12 protein-coding genes and 2 tRNA genes are annotated in these 21,654 nt (G+C 38.4%); 9 read left to right on the forward strand and 5 right to left on the reverse strand.

Annotation, left to right across the window (positions count from 1 at the left end):
- The first annotated feature begins 21 nt into the window (after positions 1 to 21).
- Positions 22 to 3,231: an efflux RND transporter permease subunit gene (locus tag ACYQ28_RS08160; protein WP_460049398.1), complete on the forward strand. Its 3,210-nt coding sequence runs from the start codon at positions 22 to 24 to the stop codon at positions 3,229 to 3,231.
- A 525-nt stretch (positions 3,232 to 3,756) separates the two neighbouring features.
- On the opposite strand, the gene ACYQ28_RS08165 is transcribed toward ACYQ28_RS08160, so the two are convergent.
- Positions 3,757 to 4,500, reverse strand: coding sequence for a DUF599 domain-containing protein (locus ACYQ28_RS08165; protein WP_460049397.1), 744 nt, complete (start codon positions 4,498 to 4,500; stop codon positions 3,757 to 3,759).
- Positions 4,501 to 4,785: 285 nt separating this feature from the next.
- Positions 4,786 to 5,472 carry a YitT family protein gene (locus ACYQ28_RS08170; protein ID WP_460049396.1) on the reverse strand — a complete coding sequence of 229 codons (687 nt, stop codon included), beginning with the start codon at positions 5,470 to 5,472 and terminating at the stop codon, positions 4,786 to 4,788.
- A gap of 688 nt (positions 5,473 to 6,160) precedes the next feature.
- On the opposite strand from ACYQ28_RS08170, the gene ACYQ28_RS08175 reads away from it, so the two are divergent.
- Positions 6,161 to 7,795, forward strand: a complete 1,635-nt coding sequence (locus ACYQ28_RS08175) for a methyl-accepting chemotaxis protein (RefSeq protein WP_460049395.1) — start codon at positions 6,161 to 6,163, stop codon at positions 7,793 to 7,795.
- On the opposite strand, the gene ACYQ28_RS08180 is transcribed toward ACYQ28_RS08175, so the two are convergent.
- Together ACYQ28_RS08180 and ACYQ28_RS08185 are read right to left on the reverse strand one after the other, a co-directional pair.
- Complete coding sequence (locus tag ACYQ28_RS08180; protein WP_460049394.1) at positions 7,779 to 8,471, reverse strand: sortase domain-containing protein; 693 nt, start codon at positions 8,469 to 8,471, stop codon at positions 7,779 to 7,781. The genes ACYQ28_RS08175 and ACYQ28_RS08180 overlap by 17 nt on opposite strands.
- Complete coding sequence (locus ACYQ28_RS08185) at positions 8,465 to 10,747, reverse strand: marine proteobacterial sortase target protein (RefSeq protein ID WP_460049393.1); 2,283 nt, start codon at positions 10,745 to 10,747, stop codon at positions 8,465 to 8,467. Before ACYQ28_RS08185 ends, ACYQ28_RS08180 begins: the two co-directional genes overlap by 7 nt.
- Positions 10,748 to 11,053: 306 nt before the next feature.
- Between ACYQ28_RS08185 and pdsR the strand changes: the two genes are divergently transcribed.
- The 7 genes from pdsR (at position 11,054) to ACYQ28_RS08220 (ending at position 20,943) form a co-directional block, all read left to right on the forward strand.
- Complete coding sequence (pdsR, locus tag ACYQ28_RS08190; RefSeq protein WP_460049392.1) at positions 11,054 to 11,752, forward strand: proteobacterial dedicated sortase system response regulator; 699 nt, start codon at positions 11,054 to 11,056, stop codon at positions 11,750 to 11,752.
- A 15-nt stretch (positions 11,753 to 11,767) separates the two neighbouring features.
- Positions 11,768 to 13,900 carry an ATP-binding protein gene (locus ACYQ28_RS08195; protein WP_460049391.1) on the forward strand — a complete coding sequence of 711 codons (2,133 nt, stop codon included), beginning with the start codon at positions 11,768 to 11,770 and terminating at the stop codon, positions 13,898 to 13,900.
- A 509-nt stretch (positions 13,901 to 14,409) separates the two neighbouring features.
- Complete coding sequence (locus ACYQ28_RS08200; RefSeq protein WP_460049390.1) at positions 14,410 to 16,866, forward strand: ExeM/NucH family extracellular endonuclease; 2,457 nt, start codon at positions 14,410 to 14,412, stop codon at positions 16,864 to 16,866.
- Between the two features lie 840 nt (positions 16,867 to 17,706).
- Positions 17,707 to 18,225, forward strand: a complete 519-nt coding sequence (locus ACYQ28_RS08205) for a hypothetical protein (RefSeq protein ID WP_460049389.1) — start codon at positions 17,707 to 17,709, stop codon at positions 18,223 to 18,225.
- Between the two features lie 426 nt (positions 18,226 to 18,651).
- Positions 18,652 to 18,725, forward strand: a tRNA-Cys gene (locus ACYQ28_RS08210).
- A 56-nt stretch (positions 18,726 to 18,781) separates the two neighbouring features.
- Positions 18,782 to 18,868 (forward strand) — tRNA-Leu (locus tag ACYQ28_RS08215).
- 1,007 nt (positions 18,869 to 19,875) lie between these two features.
- Positions 19,876 to 20,943 carry a hypothetical protein gene (locus ACYQ28_RS08220; protein WP_460049388.1) on the forward strand — a complete coding sequence of 356 codons (1,068 nt, stop codon included), beginning with the start codon at positions 19,876 to 19,878 and terminating at the stop codon, positions 20,941 to 20,943.
- 41 nt (positions 20,944 to 20,984) lie between these two features.
- On the opposite strand, the gene ACYQ28_RS08225 is transcribed toward ACYQ28_RS08220, so the two are convergent.
- Complete coding sequence (locus ACYQ28_RS08225; protein WP_460049387.1) at positions 20,985 to 21,512, reverse strand: DUF2726 domain-containing protein; 528 nt, start codon at positions 21,510 to 21,512, stop codon at positions 20,985 to 20,987.
- Positions 21,513 to 21,654 lie beyond the last annotated feature (142 nt).

Below are 21,654 nucleotides of genomic sequence, written 5' to 3' on the forward strand. Positions count from 1 at the left end.
TAACCACGGGATTTTACAGACATGACTGATATTCAAGACAGTAATTACTCAAGTGATGCCGAAAGCGCCGCAGCCTTTGAGGACTCAAAAAAAGGTGTAATCGGTTATTTCGCTCACAACCCCGTCGCTGCAAATTTACTAATGGTGACGGTCATTATTCTTGGCTTATTTAGCTATTTCACTCTGCAACGGCAGATGTTTCCTAACATCGAAACCAACAGAATCGAAATTCGGGCTACCTATCCGGGTGCTTCTCCGCGTGAAATCGAAGAAAGTATTCTGGTTAAAATAGAAGAATCTTTAAAAGACGTAACCGAAATTGAACGCAGTATTTCTAGAGCGTTTCGAAGCAGCGGTTCAGTTTCTTTAGAAATTGATAGCGAAGAAAGTCTGACAGACGTTCTAGACAAGGTAAAACTGCGAGTCGATGGAATTGCTACATTTCCTGCGGCAATGGAACCTTTAGTTGTTTACCAACGCGAATTCCAACAGCCTGTACTTGATTTATCGTTGGTGGGTGATTTACCTGTTTTCGAATTAAAACCTATTGCGCAAGAAATTCAAGACGAACTGCTGCAATTATCAAACGTAGCGTTAGTGGAATTAAACGCGCCAGAGTATGAAATTGGTATCGAAGTTCCACCTGAAACTTTACGTAAATACAATTTAACAATTGCAGATGTTGCGCAGGCTATTCGCGAATATTCCACCAATATTTCTGCCGGTGAATTACGAACCGGTTCGGGAATTATATCGGTGCGGGTTGAAAATCAAGCCTACCACGGTGAAGACTTTTTGGATATTCCCGTAAAACTGGGTGCCAACGGTGCCAAAGTATTGTTGGGCGATATCGCTGTTATTAAAGACGGATTTGAAGAAGGTGAAAATTACTTCAAATATTCCGGTCTTAACGCGGTACATATGAATGTAAATGCAACGAAAACACAAAGTGTTGAACACGTTGCCGACAGCGTTTACAAATACATTGAAAAGAAAAATGCCGAATTACCCGAAGGTATCGAGCTAAAAGTTTTGGTTGATGTAACCTATTATCTGGATGCCCGTTTAAACATGATGCTTGAGAATTTAGCACTGGGTGCTGTTCTCGTGATGATTATGTTGACCATCTTTTTGCGATTTAAACTCGCATTGTGGGTAATGGTAGGCTTGCCGATTTGTTTCCTTGGCGCATTACTGTTAATGCCATTGCTGGGCGTAACCATCAATATTGTGTCTTTGTTTGCCTTTATTATGGTGTTGGGTATTGTCGTTGACGATGCCATTGTAATTGGCGAAAGCGTATATACCGAAATTGAAAAAAATGGCGGCGGCGTAGTTAGTGTTGTAAGAGGTTCACGTAAGGTGGCAACACCCGCAACATTTGGTGTATTAACCACCATGGCTGTATTCGCGCCATTTACCTTGTCATCCGGCCCCGAAAGCGCGTTTTTCTTCGGTATTGCCGTGGTTTCAATGTTGTGTTTGTTCTTCAGCTTGGTCGAATCAAAACTGATTTTACCTGCACACTTGGCACACACTCATTTTACACCGCCTAATCCTAATGGTTGGCGAGCAAAATTTAATAATCGATTCAACCATTTTGTAAACGTTAAATATAGAAAAGTTGTTGAGTGGTGTACTCGTAATCGTTGGCCGGTTTTCGCAAGCCTGATTGCGTTTTTTATCATGAGTTTAGCGCTTGTTACTTCAAACCTCGTGCGTGTTATTCCCACACCTCAGGTGCCTCATGATTTTCCAAGTATTGTCGTAGAAATGAATGAAAACTCTTCCGACGAAGCTATCGTGGAAGCGCTACAAACCATCGAAAAAGTGGTTTGGAACGTAAACCAAGAAGTTATTGAGGAATATGGTCGTCCTGTTGTTCGAGATGTTTTAGCGTTCAATATCTCTCGTGACGAAGGTCGTTTGTTGATTCCTTTGGTTGACGAAGAAGTTCGAGATTTAAACGCATTTGATCTTTCTCGCAAATGGCGTGAACAAATGCCGGTTATCGCAGGTATGCGTTCGGTAAAAATTCTCGATGATGTTAACGATCAAGACGATGGCAACAACGAAATTGCTTATTTGTTCTACGGAGCGGATATCAATGAATTAAACGCTGCTGGTCGTGAATTTATGAGCATGCTAAGTCAACAAACCGGCGTGTTTGACCTAAGCTCAACTATCGATCCAGCATCAAAAGAAGTTCAACTAAGATTACTCCCGGTTGCTTACGACCTAGGTTTAGACCTAGCGGACATCGCGAATCAAGTCGGTGTGAGTTTTTACGGTGGTGAGGCGCAACGAGTTATCCGTAATGGCGACGAAATTCGCGTAATGGTGCGTTATCCAGAACTCACCCGTGAAGCGTTTTCTTCATTAAAATACACGGTAATTAAAACGCCCGCTGGCCGAGAAGTAATGTTAGGTGATGTTGTCGAACTGATTGAAGTTCAGGGTATCAGCTACATTCGTCGTGAAGGTGGTTATAGAAGTGTATATATTGGCGCCTCTATCGACGAACAAGTAATTGAACCGAGCGAAGTGGGTAAAAATATTCGCGAAAACATTTTGCCTGAGTTATTTAAGAAGTTTCCCGATGTTAAATCTAAACTCAGCGGTGATTTAGAAGAGCAACAAGCGCAGCAAATTGAGCAAGTGGCGTTCTTTTTCACCGGGTTGTTGTTGGTATATATTCTTTTAGCGATACCGTTAAAGAGCTACTCTCAGCCACTCATTATTATGTCGGTAATTCCGTTCAGTATTATCGGTGCACTATGGGGCCATTTCTTTATCGGCTTAGATTTAAGTACCATGTCAACCTTCGGTTTAATTGCCGCCGCTGGTGTTGTCGTTAACGATAGTTTGGTAATGACGGATTATGTCAATCAGTTAAGAAAAGAAGGCGTTAGTATTGCAGATGCTGTTATTGAAGCTGGTTGCGCGCGTTTCCGTGCGATTACGTTGACTTCGATTACAACGTTTGCTGGTGTAATGCCGATTATGTTTGAAACAAGTTTACAAGCAAGATTTGTTATTCCCATGGCCGTTGCTTTAGGCTCATCGGTTTTATTTGCGACTGTACTAACCTTGTTGATTGTTCCTTGTTTGTACTTAATCTTGGAAGATATCAAAGCTCTGTTTGGCAAAATATTCGGAGCAATATCTCGTATGGTTCGAAAAGTACCCGTGAACAATACCAGTGATACACCTACAGAAAAGACCGCGTAAGCGGTCTTTTCTTAGACTAACTGCCTTTCAAGATAGTACCATTCTCTAGCTGGGAAACTTTACGATATTGGTAGGGTTTCCCAGCACCTCCTCTTGTTTAATACAGACTTTTATTCTGCGCAAACTGTATTTTTAATATCCCTAGCGATTTAATTAAGCAATCACCGAGTAGTAGAAACCCTGATTTTTCAGGATCTTGGGAAAACGTCACCTACTTAAAGAAGGTATGTCATTAAAGTTGTAGGGTAGGTCATTAACGCTGCGAATAAATTGGGGAAACTCTGATTAACCAGAGTTTCTCGCGACACAAGGATGTGTCGCCAATTTCAAGAACGGTAAGTGATTGAAATTGTGAAGAAATTGGAAATCGCATTTTCAATTTCTGTCCTCTGATTAAATCATGGATGAGTTAATCAGAGGTTCCTGGAATTGTATAAACAATTTCTGCTCTCTGATTAAACTACTAATTTAATCAGAGACTTCTATATATTGAATAGCGATATCAGAAAAATTTAAGCGTCAATCTCACTTCTTATTGAGCTGCTTTAAATCTTGATTTACCTGTAAAAGTGCTTTCATCGTGTTAGATTGAAATTCTCGCTGATACAAAATCCAAACAACTATGCCTACAGAAATAACAAAAAATATCGGATGAATAAACCAAGATAACGCCGCCATCGAAAAATAATACGCACGTAAACCAAAATTATAGCTGTGTGACGCTTGGTCTATTATTTTAGCACCATGGCGAACCAAAACTTCGTATTCCGACTGATCAGCATCTTTAGAAAATAACGGTGAGGCGCCAATCATTACGCCACTAAAACCAAATTGTCTGAGTGACCAAGTGAACGTAAAAAAGGCATAAATAAAAATAAATGCTAGTAGAAGTAATTTAAATTGAACAAGTTCTGTAGAGTTATCTGCGGAGATATGCATACTCGATAACATATCACTAACCTGATCCGCAGAAGTAAGTGCCGTAACAATACCCGCCAGAACTAAAATGCTGGTACTGGCCATGAAAGCAACATTTTTTTCCAGATTTGATACGATAGATGCATCGGCTATGCGTTGCTCACGTTTAAGCATGGCTTCCATCCAACTCAATCTTAAACTGTGCATGGTTGAAGCAATACAGTGAGACTTTTTGGCCATGTGTCGAGCAAATCTCGCGTAGCCAATCCAACAGGTGAAAAACCAAATCAGACAGCCAAGATTTATCCAGTCGATGTTTTGTAAATTAACGGTGTAATTAGCGATAGTCATTTAATGTGAACAAGTTGTTTGTTGAGTTATAAATAGGCTGACTTTTCTTTATACCAATCAGCACACAAAAAATTGAAAAAGTTGTCGTTAATTTTTAACAGTTTCAATTGCTTATGGTTATTGAAATTATCGTTATGTCTTTGTTTCGTAAAAATCTCAAGATTAATGAATGTTTCGAATATTTTATAACGAAATCAACTTTTATACCTAATCAACAAAACACCATTATTGCTCAAACACTTACTGTTTCAGTATGAATAATGATTCTCTAACATTGAATACTGACTAAACATCAGAATCGGATTTCTTATGTTTTTCGGCTTCATCACGTGAATCGAGCATGTCAGCGACTTGAGCCGGGTAGGGTTTTGCCCATAAAGGTGGGCGATGATAACGCCCAACGACCGAAGAGAGCGCAATGAATCCGATGATAGACCACAACACCTTTTCGAATTCGAGCACAAAACATCCAAAAAGCACCACTATGATATCCAAAACAAATGTGGTTTTACCCGGATGCCATTTAAAACGTTTTTCTAAAAACAACACCATAATATTGAATCCGCCTAGGGATGACCCGTGGCGAAATAAAATAATAATTCCAAAACCGACCAATAGGCCGCCAATTATTGCCGTCATAAAATCTTGTTCGGTATTGATATGGAAATACAACCTCAAGATTTCACTGATGCCGCTTAACAATGTAACACTAATGATCGTTCTTAATGTAAATGCCAGCCCCATCTGCAAGAGTGCAAGAATGTAAAAAGGTATATTAATTAAAAAGAAAATTTGACCGAAAGATAACTCGGTAATATTAATTAATATAAGACCAAGCCCCGCGGTACCACTGATCATCAGCTGTGCGGAAGCTAATATGTGAATGCCTAAAGCAACTAAGAAGCAACCTTCAAGAATTGAAAGCCATCGATGAGATTCTTTTAAATAACGCTCTTTACTCGCAGGTGTCATTTTAATTCCTTGGTGCTTGTGGCACTGGTATTTTTGCATGCCTCAACAGAACGGATAATTCTGAAGCGCTTATGATGAAGATCAAATCTTCGTCTAATCTATAGCCAATCCTGCCTTAGTTGGGTAGTCGCAGGCGTTGGATTTGACTGAGACGTACTTTTGGTACACCTCTTCATACATATTTGAGGAATCTAAATGCGAAAAATATATAACACTTTTCGAAACCAGAATTAGAATTAAAAGTGGCTACAGCTAAATACGCTAACTTATTAAACCTGTAAGTTTTTCGGCCGATAGACCATTAACTAGCTAAAGCTTCGCTTTACACGCATGTTAAGTAAGTAAGATTTGGATTGATCAATACAATGAAAAATTTGTTATTGGCGATTATCAATAATAAACGAGATGTACCGTCAACAATTTGAAGTTTTTAGAAGTATATGAAACTCTGATTAACCTAGAGTTTCTCGCGATACAACGATGTGTCGCCTGTTTCAAGAACGGTAAGCGATTGAAATTGTAAAGAAATTGGGAATTGGCTTTTCAATTTCTGTTCTCTGATTAAATCACGGATGAGTTAATCGGAGATTCCTATACAACAGTGTGATTGTAAGCCTTTGATTGATAAAGGAAATTGTAAGTAACATTGAATTATTCAACGTGACAAGTAGATGAGCGAGAGAGAATAATGATAAGAAATTTATCTATTCAAAATAGAATGATACTGCAATCGGCGCTGGTAGCGCTTGGCCTTGTGGTATTAATGTTTGATGGGCTTTCTACTTTGAAAGAAACTCTCTACCACAGCCGCACAGCAAGTACAGAAAACGTGGTATCTACAGCGCACAGTATTTTAGAGCGCTATTACAAACTGGAACAACAAGGCACCTTATCTCGCCAGCAAGCACAAGAACAAGCGAAAGAGGCCGTAGGTGCATTGCGCTACCAAGATGGTAATTATTTTTGGATTCAAGACATGAATCTAAAGATGGTTATGCATCCCATTAAATCCGAGCTTATTGGCCAGAATTTATCCGAAATAAAAGATTCGGCTGGTAAAAATCTGTTCGTTGAATTGGATCGTGTGGTGAAAGAGCAAGGTGCTGGATCGGTGTCTTACATGTGGCCCGCCATTGGTTCTCAAGAAATTGTAGGTAAAATCGGTTATGTCATCGGATTTCAGCCATGGCAATGGATTGTAGGTTCTGGAGTTTACACCACCGATATCGAAACCGCATTTTGGAACGAGGCGCCAACCCAAATTGTAATCAGCGCCATAATAATTGTCATAATTTTATCCTTTTCAGTTTATATCAGTCGCTCCATTTCTGTACCTTTGCAATTAACCTCAAGAGCACTTAAAGATATTGCCGAAGGGGATGGTGATCTAACAAGAAGATTAGAAGTAAATGGTAATGACGAACTTGCCGAAATGGCTAAGAACTTCAATGCCATCGTAATAAAAATTGATAATACGCTCGCTGAAGTTGCCCATGCCACAGCCATGGTTGAGACCTCCTCGAAGGAGCTCGACTACAATATGCAAAACAGTAAAGAGGTGTTAGATAAACAACAGAAACAATCAGAGACCGCCGTGCAGGCTATAATGGAATTGGTGCAAACCGTCTCTGAAATTGCTCGAAATGCAGAAGGTGCAGCATCTTCTGCGCAGGAAGCCAATCGCGAAGCCGAGATGGGTCAAGGCGTTGTCGAGCAAGCAAAAGCATCGGTAAATAATCTCGCGGAAGAAGTTCAGCAAGCCGCGATGGTTATTAAAAACGTCAATACCGACAGCCAAGCTATCTCGTCCGTATTGGAGGTCATTCGCGGAATTGCCGAACAGACCAACTTACTTGCGTTAAACGCAGCGATTGAAGCCGCTCGTGCGGGTGAGCAGGGCAGAGGATTTGCGGTTGTTGCCGATGAAGTTAGAACTTTAGCGGCAAGAACTCAAAGCTCAACTGAAGAAATTCGATCTATGATTGAATCCTTGCAAAATGGCAGTGAAAAAGCCGTAGTCACCATGGACAACGGAGAAAAAACCACGGCCATTACAGTAGAAAAAGCTGCCGCTGCTGGGCAATCGTTATCATCCATAGTTGCGTCGATTAATTCTATTTCAGATTTGAATTTACAAATTGCCAGTGCCGCCGAAGAGCAATCAGCAGCGGTACAAGAAATTGATCAAAGTATTAGCTTGATGGCTAACTACTCTAATCAATCACATTTTGGTATAGAAAAAACCGCCGATACCACCCGTGAGTTGGCAGAGTTAAGCAGTCGCTTACGACAACTCGTAGGGCAATTTAAATTAAGTCGTTGATAGAAATAACCTCTTTCTGTGCCGGTGACAGCGTCACGATATAGCGTTTATCCGAAGGTAAAACTGTAGGTGTAAACGGATAACAGGTGATTAAAGATATTTCATTTTTCGAATCGGAAATTGGAATTCGGCCATCAACCGGTACAGAAACTTCGGTGTTGCTAACCGTATACTCAGTCCAAGATCCCTGATCATTTTGTATTCGAACGATATCACCAATTATTAAATGTTCTAAAAATTTAAAATGCGTGTCTTTATGCCCTGCGATAATTCTACTGTGATTAGGTAATGGGATAGAGTGATTAACGCTTACATGGCTAGATACCACAGGTAGATTTTCACCAAATACCTCTTGGTTGGTTACTCGTCCTGGCCCAAAGGCCAAAGACTGTCCATGCATTCCTTCTAAAATAAGATAATCAATATTCAATTTCGGAACTGTCATTCGAGCGACGGGCCAAGTATCGGCCCAGGACCAAGGTTTAAAAAAATATTCCTTTCGATTTATTGCTGTATTTTCCAGAGTACGACTCCAGGCATTATTCAGTAATAATTGTGCGGTGTAAGCCTTAATCTGTATCCAACCCGCAGAGACAAACATAAAAATACTCGCAAAAAATACCAATAGAGAAAGACCTCTAATTATTCTGTTTCTCGATGACAACATGGTTAACATGAGAGAACCTCTGAATTTTTGCGATTAAAGTTTCGTAATAGTAAGCTTGTGATACTTAAAATAAGGCCGAGCAATATAAACAAATTAGTTCTAGTATCCGTTTGAGGTACCTGTGTCAATTTAAGACCAGCAGGTGTATCGAGTGGTACCGCAGATGTGTACAAAGGGGCTGCGACCGGGCGAGAAATTTCGGTCTCAATAGCAAGCAGACTGGTATAGGCGGTTACCAAATTATGTTTAAGACCTAACTCAATAACCTCAGGCTTTATGGTTGCCTCGGGTTTCCCGACAATTATTTGATCCATTAAGTCTTCAACTTTTTCTTTTGCCCAAAGTTTATCGATACCCGTACGCTTTGGTTTATTTCGGTTAAAGTCCAATATAATTTGTGATTGCCATAGAGTTCCATCTGAAAAATATCCGTGTACGTCTACATTCTCAGCACTTAAAATTCCTTGTTTAGTACTTTTAATTGCCACAACTAAAGGCTCATCTTTGTATAAATCGGTAATTTTTTGTGGCCAAACTTCAACATGATCTGGCCAGTTTATCTGAATGTTTTGTAAAGCCGCGCTTTCTAATTTTTTAAAAAGCTTCTGCATTTGCGTGTTAACCTGTGTAATATCTCCAATGTGAATGTAACTACCTCGACCAAATTTAGCGGATTTTTTCATAAAATAACCATTTGGAGCAGAACCAATGGCTACCGTAAATAAACGTGCTTGATCTAAGCGTTCGTAAATTAACTTTAATAACTCCTGCTCATTGGTTACCGCGCCATCGGTAATAAACACAATTTGCCGTAAATACTTTTCCTCACTGGTTGCGTTAAGAGCAACTTCTAAAGCCGGTCTCATTTCAGTACCGCCATTCGCATCTAAGGTAGAAACAAATTGAATGGCTTGTTGAATGTTGCGCGAATCCGCGAATACAGGATGTGAATACAAGGCACGAGTGACAGAATTGAATTCAATTATATTAAACTTATCCGTAGGTTTAAGACGAGATAGTGCGAGATTGAGCGCATTTTTAGCTTGATTAATCGATGCTCCACCCATTGAGCCAGACGTATCAATTATAAAGCTTACCGATCTGGGAATTGTTTCGACTATTTCTGAAGGTGGAACTAGCATCAATAAACCAAAATTCTCGTTGTTTACAATATCGGTCACGAATGCCGCCTGTGGCGTATCGGTGATTTGCGGTTTCCACGTTAATACAAGATCTCGATTCATAGGAATCCATTCATCTTTTGCAGTGATTTTATAAATTGACTGCATACGCTCTATTTCGATTTCATGAAAAAGTACTTCGATATCTGACAAATTTAAACCGGCTTCAATTTCAATACTAAACTTCATGGGATTTTCTAATTGAGTAGAAAATCTTGGGGTTGGAATAAAATCTTGATTTTCGAAACTAAGTACTTGCGGTAGATTCGCTCCTGCGCCTTTTTCTAAGTTTACCTTTGTATCAACCTCTAAATTAGTAGGCGTACCATTTTGCCGAGGACTGTAGCGAGGCGTCATGGTAGTAGGTAGTCGATATTCAAACTCGCCATTTCTAAAGGGTATAATTTGGTAAAAAGTAATCTCAACATCAATGTTTTCATTGGGCGGAATATTACTTACAGCCTGCACAAATAGATTGGGTTTTTGTTGCTCCAATAAGGCCGCTTTTTTACCTTCTTTTTTGGCAACTTCATATTTGTGTCGTGCTTCAATTTTTTCATGTATTTCGGCGACGATTTTTCGATCGTTTGTGAATATGGCTAAATCTGTCACGGCTGAATCTTCTGGCAAGGGGAATACATACAATCCTTCTTGCCAGTTACTCGATTCGTTTTTAAACGTTTGTCGAACGGTTGTTGTGCCCACTAAACCGGTAATTCTGGTATTGACTTCGGTTTTTAGATGCACAGAAGTTTGAAATCCATTACTGTCGTTTTTGAACAACAACTGAGGTGACTCTTGATATTGCTCTGGTATTGCCGCCCGAGCAACTTTCGCAAAAAATATCGACGTCAGTGTAATAAAAATAATTAGCAAAAATAATTTTAAGAATAAGTCACGCTTTCGTTTTCTCGGCTTGTGATCGAGCAGCATATGTTTCGGAAACTTTTTGGGCTTGTAACCAAGAGGAGGGTAGTCGTTCAAAGCCATATTAATGGCTATTAATTTTGATGATATCAGTGTTGCGCTTTTATGTTTTTGCAAGCAACGGTAGATAAACCAACAAATAAGACGAACAAGGTTCAATAACAGAAAACTAATCATAAATACTCCCTCAATTTTTAGGTTGTATTTAAGCGATCAATTCTCTTAATGAAGGGCTGCAAAAATGACTTTATAGTGATCAAATATGGCAAATTGTGGCAATAACTTGTTAGCGTCTTGCAATTAAGAGCGAGTGGTTCTACTGCATCAAACTCGCAATAAAATTGCACTCGAATGACCATGACTTTGAGAAAGCTCTGTGGTTAGCAAAATACGCTATCCGTGATAGACTGCGCGGCGATAAAACCATCAAAATAATAGCTTTTATCAGTGTTTATTGGCTAATTAGCACATAGGGAGCATTTCATGGCACGTCATATCGCCATTGTTGAAGATGAAATCGCCATCGCCGAAAACTACCGCGATGCTTTAACACGTCAAGGTTATAAGGTTTCCCTTTATCATGATCGTCCCAGTGCACTGAACGCCTTTAATAGCCGCCTGCCTGATTTGGCGATAATCGATGTCGGCTTGGGTGATGAAATAGAAGGCGGTTTTGACCTTTGCCGTAGCTTAAGAACTATGGCACCAACCTTACCAATCATGTTTTTAAGCGCGCGCGACAGCGACTTTGATATAGTTTCAGGTTTACGCCTAGGAGCTGACGATTATTTAACCAAAGATATTTCCCAACCTCACATGCTGGCTAGAATCGTCGCTTTATTTCGCCGTCTTGACGCCATGAAAGAGTCTTCGGCTAATAGCTCTAACGCCATAATTCAACGCGGAAATCTTTCTATCGATATGGATAGATTAATTGCACGCTGGCAAGATCATCTGATTGATTTGACAATTACCGAATTATGGATAGTTCATAGTTTGGCAAAAAATCCGGGCCACGTTAAAAATCGACAACAATTGATGGATGCAGCAAACGTCGTGTTGGATGACAATACCATTACTTCCCACATCAAACGTATTCGCAAAAAATTCCAAAAATATGATCCAGAATTTTCTTCCATACAAACAGCTTATGGTATGGGTTATCGGTGGGAAGAGAAGTAATCTGATTAAATAATAATGAAACTTAGAAAACAACTATTTTTAATTAGCTTATTTTTATTAATACTACCGCTGGCGGGTTTTTTGTACGTTCGAGAAATGGAAGCCATTATCAAGCTTTCTCAGCAACAAGCCATACTGTCTACAGCTCAAGCTATTACGGATCGAGTTCACAATGATTTGGGATTGCAAGAGTTTATTAAAACTACCAATAATACCAACACCAATTTATTTGCCGGTGAACAAACCTATTTAGGTGGCAAAAACATATATTTTCATGATATTCAATCGAACTTAAATTTAGACGGCTATGAAGACGATTGGCAGGCTCTAAACGTCGATTATCACAACTTCATCAATGTAGAAACTCAGCAAAAAATTGGTGTTAAGTCAGTCAAATCTCAAAATTTTTATTATATTTTCGCTACCGTAAATACCACGCAGTTTAGTTATCACAATCCACAATTCAGCTTTCCTGCGTCGGGTGATTATTTTCGTTTAATATTGGGCTCTGAAGAAACGAACATCAGCTACGTATTAAGAACCAGCGCACCGGGTCAATTACAGGTCGTGTATGAACGCGACGGAAAAATTTTTCAAGAATTTAGAATCAAAGGTTTTTTACGAGAATATCAAAGTGATATTCAAGTTGAGTTGCAAATTCCTCAACAATTAATGGGTGATAACTTCGGTATAGCGTTTGTTCCGAAAACTGGCACCCCATTGGGGAATTTCATGCCTATATCTGACGCATCAAATCCAAAAAAACTTGAGATTCCAAAAATTCAGACACAAATAGTGTCTATGAACGCCTTTTTAAACGGTTTCACCCATGAAAATACTCGTGTGCTATTAACAAACCAACAAGGTTGGATTTTGGGAGATATAAATCGGTTAGACATCAGTGATGAGTCTTTAAATCAACAAACGCCACCATTTTTTTGGTTATTACGTCTTGCATTGAATACTCGATCATATCCCGCCTATTATTCACGATACACTCAAGGATTTATAGATACCCCCGAGACTCAAGCGGCAATATTAAACGGTAACATGCTCGGAAATTGGTATCGGTACGACGCCAGCAATCAGCTTATTCGCATGGCTGTGCCACTGGCGGATGAGACACAACAGATATTTGGCGCCGTAGTCCTAGAACAGACCACAGCATCTTGGTGGTTTCTCACCGCAAATGCCGTCTCAAGTTTATTTATTTATACATCTCTAGCCACGTTAATTTCCGGTTTTGCGTTATTAGTGTATGCCAGCTGGTTAAGCTACCGTATTCGCAAACTTAAACGCTACGTCGATCAATCTATCGATAGCGAAGGTTCGGTCCACACGTTAATACCTGTATCAAAAGCTAAAGATGAAATTGGCGAACTATACCGAAGTTACGCAGAAATCATTGGCAGAGTAGGTGAGTACACCCATTATTTAAAAACCTTATCCAGCAAGTTATCCCACGAATTGCGTACGCCAATTGCCGTGGTGAAAACCTCGTTAGATAATCTCGAGCTCACCGCGTTAGATAATGATCAAAGAAAATATCTTGAACGCTCGCAACAAGGTGTCGCACGATTATCTAATATACTGTCTTCTATGGCATCGGCCAAGCGACTTGAAGAGACCATAACACGAACAGAACTCGAGAGTTTTTCTATCACAGATTTATTAAAAGATGTGAGTAATGCCTATCAATCCCTGGCCGAAACAAAAAGCCTTAGATTTTCAAGCAATATTGACCACGTACTTTTAGATAGCGCTGTGTTTGTAAATGGAGCGCCAGATTTAATTGTACAAGCATTAGATAAGCTTATTGATAACGCTTTGGATTTTTGTGTAGCAGAGGGCGAAGTCACGTTGAGCGCGATATACTTGCACCAACGTATAAAGATTGTAATTGCTAACGATGGGCCATTACTTCCAGAATCCATGAAAGAACAATTGTTCGACTCCTTGGTGTCACTACGCTCCAATAAGCAAACACAAACGGCTAAAAACAACGAAGAAACTCAGGTCCATTTAGGTTTGGGACTTTTTATTGTTAAATTAGTCGTAGACTTTCATAACGGTAGAGTCTACGCCACTAATAAATCGAATAATCGAGGTGTCGAGTTTGCAATTGAACTGCCTTGTAAAGGACGCTGATTTAATAAAACGATAGTTGCATATTATTCGAAAGCTTTGTAACTGGCTCGGTTTTAACTTAATCCGAAGAGCCAATCAGAGGCGCTCCTGTAGTTTCTCTTGTGGTCTCTCGTGTAGTTTTTTTCTGTAGCTTCTACCATCTCTCTGTCTTTTAATTATTGCTTAAAACTCCTGGTTAATTAATCTCATCCTAAATAATTTCCGTTTTTTTGTACCTTTTTTCTATCTGCTCTTGCCATAATCGTTGGAATTTTAAAAATCTTAAATGCAGTAATAAATTGTTTCCGTTAAAGCAATATTTTACTGATGTTTCTGCCAGTAGATACCAATAAAAAATGCATAAATTATTCACTGGTTTCGACGTCATTAATCATTAACGTCATTAGCCCATTATTTTTTTCATAAATCATCATTTCGTAATTTAGTTCTATATACTTTTAGCTTGTTTGAATATTCATATAACCACATCTTTATTAATTCGTTATTTATATATCAATACAGGTAGATGTATGAACAAGTTCGTTATTGCGTTACCCATTTTAATGGCCAGCCTATCAAGCCAGGCCAGTATGATTATTACTGGTGTCTTTGACGGACCTTTAGTTGGCGGTTTACCTAAAGGCGTTGAAATTTATGTCAATGAAGATATTCCCGATTTATCGATTTATGGCTTAGGTGCTGCCAATAACGGTGGCGGTACCGATGGACAAGAATTCACATTTAATTCCGGCTCTGTAAGTGCTGGAACTTATATTTATGTTACGTCCGATATTATTGGTTTTAATGATTATTTTGGATTTACGCCCAACATAATTTTCCAATCAAGTGTTGGAAACATTAATGGTGACGACGCAATTGAATTATTTCAAAACGGATCTGTGATTGATGTTTACGGCGATCCCTTAGTCGATGGTACTGGTCAACTATGGGACTATATGGATGGCTGGGCCTATAGAATTAGTGGTTCTAGCATTAATAATGGACAATTTAATTTAAACCAATGGACACTCAGCGGCGCCAATGCCTGGGATGGTGAACTCAGCAACCTAACCGCTGCCAGTCCAATGCCCGTTGGTACCTTCAGTGCTGATGGTGGTTTTACGCCACCACCGGTTGTTGATATTGGCGCATGTTTTGATCCTGCGACATTTATAAGCAGTGTGCAAGGCGAGGGCACTACCGTAACAACAACCGACGAAGTCATTGTTGAAGGTATTGTTACCGGAATTAGAGATAACGGTTACTTCCTGCAAGAAGAACCATCCGATAGCGATTTAAACAGCTTAACATCGGAAGCAATATTTATTGCCACAACTATTTTTGATGGAATATCGGTTGGTACCGTGGTGCGAGTGTCTGGAGCGCCGGGCGAATTTTTTGGTAATAGCCAAATCACACCTAATCAATATCTTACTTGCGGCAGCAGCACCGAAGTTATTTCGTCGGTGAATGTTCCGTTGCCATTCGAAGGTATTATCAATCTCGAATCGCTAGAAGGCATGATTGTATCGGTTAACAACGCTACCATTTACAGCCTAGATAACTTTACGCGTTTTGGTGAAATATTTTTAAGCGATGCCATTAAACGCACACCAAGTGACGTGGCGATTCCCCTGAGTGCCGAATACCAACAAGCAGTAGCGAATACCACTGCAAATATCATTTATGTTGAAGACAACAACGGTCTTACATTTCCAGACACCATCAGTTATTACTCAACACCAACATTTGATGGTTTGAATTACGATAACGCTCCGCGATTAGGCGACTCTGTGAATGCAACCGGACCATTAATGTTTGCCTTTGGCCAATATAGAATCAACCCTACTAAAGAAACATTCCAGATCAACTCTACGCGAACACCATCGCCTAACATCATTAATGGTGATGTATCTATCGCGAGCTTCAACGTACTTAATTATTTTAACGGTGAAGTTGTACGTGGAAATAGAATTACTTTTGATTATCCAGAAAATCGCGGTGCTGCAAATGCCGAGGAATTTGCACTCCAACAAGCTCGCATTGTAGAAGCTCTAGCAACTATTAATGCCGATGTAGTCGGTTTAATTGAAATCGAAAATGATGGTTTTGGTAATAACAGCGCTATTAAACAATTAGTCGATGAATTAAATAATCGTTTAGGCTCCAACGTATACGATTTCGCTAGTTCCAACGATACCAGTATTACCGGTACAGATGCGATCAGTAACGCCGTTATTTATAAACCCAGTATTGTTACACCCGTTGGCGATTTGGTTGGAATACAACTACCCACCCAACAAAACGGTGCTTCAACGGTACGTCAGCGCAACAGTTTGGTTCAGGTTTTTGAGCACACCGCAACTAACGAGCAATTTGCAGTTGTTGTAAATCACTTTAAATCTAAAGGTTCCACTTGTTTTGAAGACAACAACACGCCAACTGAATTAGATACAATTCAAGGCAGTTGTGGCGCATTCAGAGTTTCAACAGCAGTTGCCCTAGGTAATGCATTAAATACCTTAGCCTTGCCAGCCAGACAAATTATTCTGGGCGACCTAAACACATATACTCATGAAGACGCCTTAGCAATATTAACGAGCTATGATCCACAAACACGTGGCTACACCATTCAAACCGCTGTGAATACCGAGTTGAACAACGGTAATTCAGTACCTGTAACAGATACCTTCGGATTTATATCCGTTGCAGAGACTTTTGATCCAAACAGTTTTTCGTTCTATTTCTCGGGAACGGATCAGGCCGGCTCATTAGATCACATATTAGCTTCGCCAAGTGCGTTTAATGATATTGTCGATCTAACTCATTGGACAATTAACAGCGTCGAACTGTTTGAATTAACCTACGATCGAGCCTTGGCGTTCTACAACCCAAATCTTGGTGATCTTATCGACTTTACCGAGGTAGGGCCTTATCGCAGCTCTGACCACGATCCAGTAATTGTTACCCTACAACTGCAACCATAACAATTACCAAAAGTAATACGGATTAATTCAGCGTTTATGGCGACACAAGGACGTGTTGCGAATTATAAAAAACTGCTTGCAATAAATGCTTTGAAGACATCACCGGTGTCTTCATCGAGTTCTATCTACCGGATAAATCGCTGAGATTTATTCGGTAGCCTTCCTTTTTACATCACTGATCCATTTTGGCTCACCTAAAACCCGCTCATCTAAGTATTTTAAAAACCACAAAAAAATAGTGTATTTATAAATGCGGCTTTTTTCGGTAAAAATAGCCCTTAAAATCAATCAAACCCGAAAAAAATCAAAAAATTTATTTAGACTTTAGTCTATTTTTCCTGCACCAAAAATTTGCAGCGAGAGTTTACAATTGATTTACATCCAGTTTTAATCGATAAAGAATTAATTAGGTCGATATACTATTGTTATCAACACTGGTAATAATTGTAGGAAATAGCACACTTTATATTTCTTTATGGAATAATAAATTAATCTTAAAACACGAATAAGTAATTTATTAGAACATTAGTCAACTTTCTAAGTAGGCTTTTAATTACTCCCTAAAATAGTGCGCGAAAAAAGCGTTAACAGAGTAATTTTTTATTCATTGAAACAATATAAAAAATCATTTTGGAATGGGTAAACCAAATATCGGCAATATTAACAAAAAATAAATTTCAATTTATAATCTCATCCGTTCCAACTAGCACGACCAACTAACAAATAAAAATTCGGGCGAAAAATATTTAAAGCGGTAGAACTCCAATTAATTGACCGCATGATTAAATATTTTTAAATCGGTTAATTAAAGATACCCAAAAGGATTTGGCTGGAGGATACATGAAACATCTTTGGATACTTTCCTTGATATTTTTGTGCTCGTGTAAGCCGAGCGAAACATTTAACTATAACGATAACGTTGTTTTTTCTTCTATAAATCAATCTGAAAGTAAAAATTACCAATCTCGATCGAAAGAAGTTCAAAGCCTTTGGATTGAGAAAAATGGAATCACAACCAAACGTATTGCATATTTGCCCAACTTTAACGCAAGCAATGAAGAAGATTGGAAAGCGTTAATTCATTACGGCAAAGAAAAATCGAAAGCAGCTGTTGAAAACGAAAACGCAGAAATAGTTTATTTTGTGTTATCTGAAAACATCAGTGAACCTGCCGATTTTTCGGAATTCGAGCACAGTCTTAATAAAAAAATATTCGCACAATTTAATGGCTGGTGTGTGCAAAATGGCCTTAATTTTCAGGTGCACAATTACCACGGATTTGAAAAAAGCTTTTTTAACAATTACAGACAATCGTTTAGTTCAATTTCAGAAGAATTCCCAAGCGTACTATTATTCTAATCGTCAGATATTTATTTCTTATCTAATAAAACCAATCTCCAAGCTTATCTAAAGGCTTGGAGAGCAGGTGAGATCTACCTATTACTAAATCCGCCAGATTCCCATCCAAGCTGCCCACCATACATTTTGGAATGCTCGGTAATATCTATTTTTAACCATCTAACTTGCTGATTCTTTTGGTTAATTTACATCTAGTTTGCTACCAATAAAGACAAAGTGATCAGTCATTAATCGAAAAATAAAGAAATACAAAATTTTCAAAATTTTTGCTTGACTCCGCAAACTCTATCCCTAAAATACGCACCTCGTTGCATGACTTGAGCCTTGTTTACTTACGTTATGTCTGGTTTGCAGACTCTAAAAAGTCGCTAAGCATCAGAAAAGACTAGGAATTTTCTCTTGCTTGGTTTAGAATTCGCAACCTCTGGCGCGATAGCAAAGCGGTTATGCCACGGATTGCAAATCCGTTGAGGCCGGTTCGACTCCGGCTCGCGCCTCCACAAAGCTCTGTGAGCTTTGGTTGAGCTACCACTCAACTAAAAAAACACTTCCCTTAGCCCGGGTGGTGGAATAGGTAGACACAGGAGACTTAAAATCTCCCGGCCTCACGGCCGTGCCGGTTCAAGTCCGGCCCCGGGCACCACCTTAAATATTCTTTAAATACAATAGCTTAACTAACTATACCGTAGTAATCTGCTTTTTGGTATGTTGTTTTTGGCGTCAAAAATTGATGCTAGGTTAGCACCAGGTGAACACAGAAGTTTTAAACTGAGTGTTCCGGCTCACACAGGCTTTTGCCTTAACGAGAAGAATCTGTTCTCTAAACCATCTATGTGATATTACGTTCAAGCTCATGCTCAGCCGCTATACTTCAAGAGTAAGATAAATCACCTCTTTAAAAATACTCATATCAAACTAATACAACCGTGTTTAGTACCGCTCTAATTTGTTTCTTGAGTGAATTTTGTCAATGGCCAAAAAGATATTTTCGGTTTAAATCCTCGCCGTTTTTTGCTTTTCGAATTCTTAATCTCTTTTAGACTCAAAGTCGATTTTCAGTAATACCGCTAAATCTGTGCCGGGCGTTTTAATACAAGATTAATTTTAAAAAAGAACATAAACTCTTTGATGTTATATTTTAAATTCCACGAATTGGCAAAAGATTGTGTCTCAATTTAAATAATGATTTTAAAAGACAGAAAGATGCAATAAGTGCCAAATAATTTCTCACAAGCTCTGAGTGTTTTAGAAGAAGAATTAGATTGTGATTTGCGCTATTCAACGTTTTTATGCGCTCCTCTAGTACTTTGTTATTAATTGATCATATTTATATTACCTAATGTGTCCGAAGGCTTATCATAGCGTCACAGTTTAATAATTGACCGAAAGTAACCATTAATTTACACGTCATTGCACGCACTCTTCCTACCGCCTGTATTTTTTCGATTATTTTGTACATAAGAAATGGGGTTATGACGAAACCTGTGTGGCTGGCGAACCATAGGACAAGTGATAATTTCACAAAGTGAACAAGAATGACGGAATATGAAGCTTTATTTCAGATAGTATTGTAAATTACTCAACTCGAAACATAACGGTAATTGATAATTGACTGTGATTTTAAATTTACATTGATTTGGATTTGATGAAATGCCTGAGTGGTTATATTTAGCACTATTACTAACAATTCCTCCTCTTCTTTCCATTACATTAGTTGTAATTATATTTAAACAAAACGAAGATAGTCTTCATTCCGAAATAAAGAAGATATTTCAACTAGACGAAAAAAGCTTACATAACCAAAGAATTTTTTGGCACTCAATAATGTTACCCGTTCTATATTTTTTGGCGCTCTGTAGTTTATTTTGGGAAGACTATGATCTATGTCTAACTGTAGATGGGATTAATACTTTTTGGGATCTTGGCAAGCTTCAACTTGCAGTACTTTCCACATCAATACCACTTTCAATATTGGCGTCACGTGCGCACAGTACTTATCAAACTGAAATTCAAATAAAAACAGCACGAGATAAAAATAATTTTGATTTTTATAATGAACAGAGAAAAGATTTACTCGATTATTTCGATAAATTGCCAGAAAAAAATTATCATGATGTGTTCACAGGAAAGTTTTTGATAGATATTAGGCTTCACTATGAACTTTTTTTAAAAAAAGATCATGAATATTTATTGCAAATAAAAAATTCTGACACAGAAAATACACAAAGTTTTGAAGATTTGGACAAAAGTATATTGGCAGCTGGCAATGCATTAATTAACTTAAAACAAAAAGTGATTTTTGATGAATTCGATGCTGAATCACATTTTGAAGCTATGGAGTTAAGTCGTTCTCATCATGAAGACTACCGTTATTTTTCTGATCAAATAAGACAGTTGATTTCAGTACTTCTTATGTCTGAATTAAGAGATATTGCGCGAGAAGGTGCCACTATTTACGAGACGGTTGATGATGATGTAGTAACGACTTGGAAGGCTTTTGGTTCGTCAACAAAGGAATGTGTCGCTATTTTCAGTTATGTTTATGACTATTACCTTTATCTATGTTTATTTTCTGGACGAAAACCTAAGCAGAAATTCATTCACAGCTTCACAGATGTAGAAAAAATAACAAGCAATATCGATGATCTATATATTGACAAATTACTAAAAGGCTTTAATAGGAATGGGTCGGATATATATCATGCTCTGGAATTATAATTCGTATCCTTTCTTCTATTAAACTTTTTGAAGCCATCACATTAATTCTCTACGACAATTGTTTTCTTTTCGGTATATCCTGTATCAAACCCTTTTTCTTTAAGCGCTTCGGCTATTTTTCCGGGTGAATAAAAGTTTTGTGTTTCTACTCTTAAAAATGGATGTATACCTAAAAGTGCGTGATTGACATATTGATCTCGATGATATCGAGTTTGATTTTTATGGCTGCTGTCGTCCAACTCTATAACGGCTTTTATTTTTGTTTTCCAATCAGTAATTACAAAATCAATAGGTTTATTATAGGCTTTGCTACGGTGTTCTTTAAGCGTGGGTTTGGTTAATGCAATTAAAGAGGTTTGGCAATGAATCATGTAGCGATCACCCAATACAACTCTTAATGCTTGAAATAGTTTTTGTTTATTTTTTGAGGTTAAGTAACCTTGCTTTAAGTGCTCAATATTTGTATAAGTACTGTTATCTTTTATAACTTTATTAGTGTTGCCGTTTTTACCGTATTTTATTGCGGCTACAATTAACGCAATTAAAAGTAATGCAATTACGTAATCCATATTTAATTTCTTCAATATTGAAGGTAGAGGCGAAGGCCTATTATATTTATTGACGGATAAATAAATAGTATTCCATAAACTTTTTACAGGTTGCGGTATTTGCGGTTAATTAATGGTGGTTAATTCTCAGAGTTTGTTTGTT

Source organism: Sessilibacter sp. MAH1, assembly GCF_054658315.1.

Bases quoted from the DNA above. Each gene is read 5' to 3' on its own strand.
- ACYQ28_RS08160 (WP_460049398.1), top strand. From the start codon at position 22: ATGACTGATATTCAAGACAGTAATTACTCAAGTGATGCCGAAAGCGCC.
- ACYQ28_RS08165 (WP_460049397.1), bottom strand. From the start codon at position 4,500: ATGACTATCGCTAATTACACCGTTAATTTACAAAACATCGACTGGATA.
- ACYQ28_RS08170 (WP_460049396.1), bottom strand. From the start codon at position 5,472: ATGACACCTGCGAGTAAAGAGCGTTATTTAAAAGAATCTCATCGATGG.
- ACYQ28_RS08175 (WP_460049395.1), top strand. From the start codon at position 6,161: ATGATAAGAAATTTATCTATTCAAAATAGAATGATACTGCAATCGGCG.
- ACYQ28_RS08180 (WP_460049394.1), bottom strand. From the start codon at position 8,471: ATGTTAACCATGTTGTCATCGAGAAACAGAATAATTAGAGGTCTTTCT.
- ACYQ28_RS08185 (WP_460049393.1), bottom strand. From the start codon at position 10,747: ATGATTAGTTTTCTGTTATTGAACCTTGTTCGTCTTATTTGTTGGTTT.
- pdsR (WP_460049392.1), top strand. From the start codon at position 11,054: ATGGCACGTCATATCGCCATTGTTGAAGATGAAATCGCCATCGCCGAA.
- ACYQ28_RS08195 (WP_460049391.1), top strand. From the start codon at position 11,768: ATGAAACTTAGAAAACAACTATTTTTAATTAGCTTATTTTTATTAATA.
- ACYQ28_RS08200 (WP_460049390.1), top strand. From the start codon at position 14,410: ATGAACAAGTTCGTTATTGCGTTACCCATTTTAATGGCCAGCCTATCA.
- ACYQ28_RS08205 (WP_460049389.1), top strand. From the start codon at position 17,707: ATGAAACATCTTTGGATACTTTCCTTGATATTTTTGTGCTCGTGTAAG.
- ACYQ28_RS08220 (WP_460049388.1), top strand. From the start codon at position 19,876: ATGCCTGAGTGGTTATATTTAGCACTATTACTAACAATTCCTCCTCTT.
- ACYQ28_RS08225 (WP_460049387.1), bottom strand. From the start codon at position 21,512: ATGGATTACGTAATTGCATTACTTTTAATTGCGTTAATTGTAGCCGCA.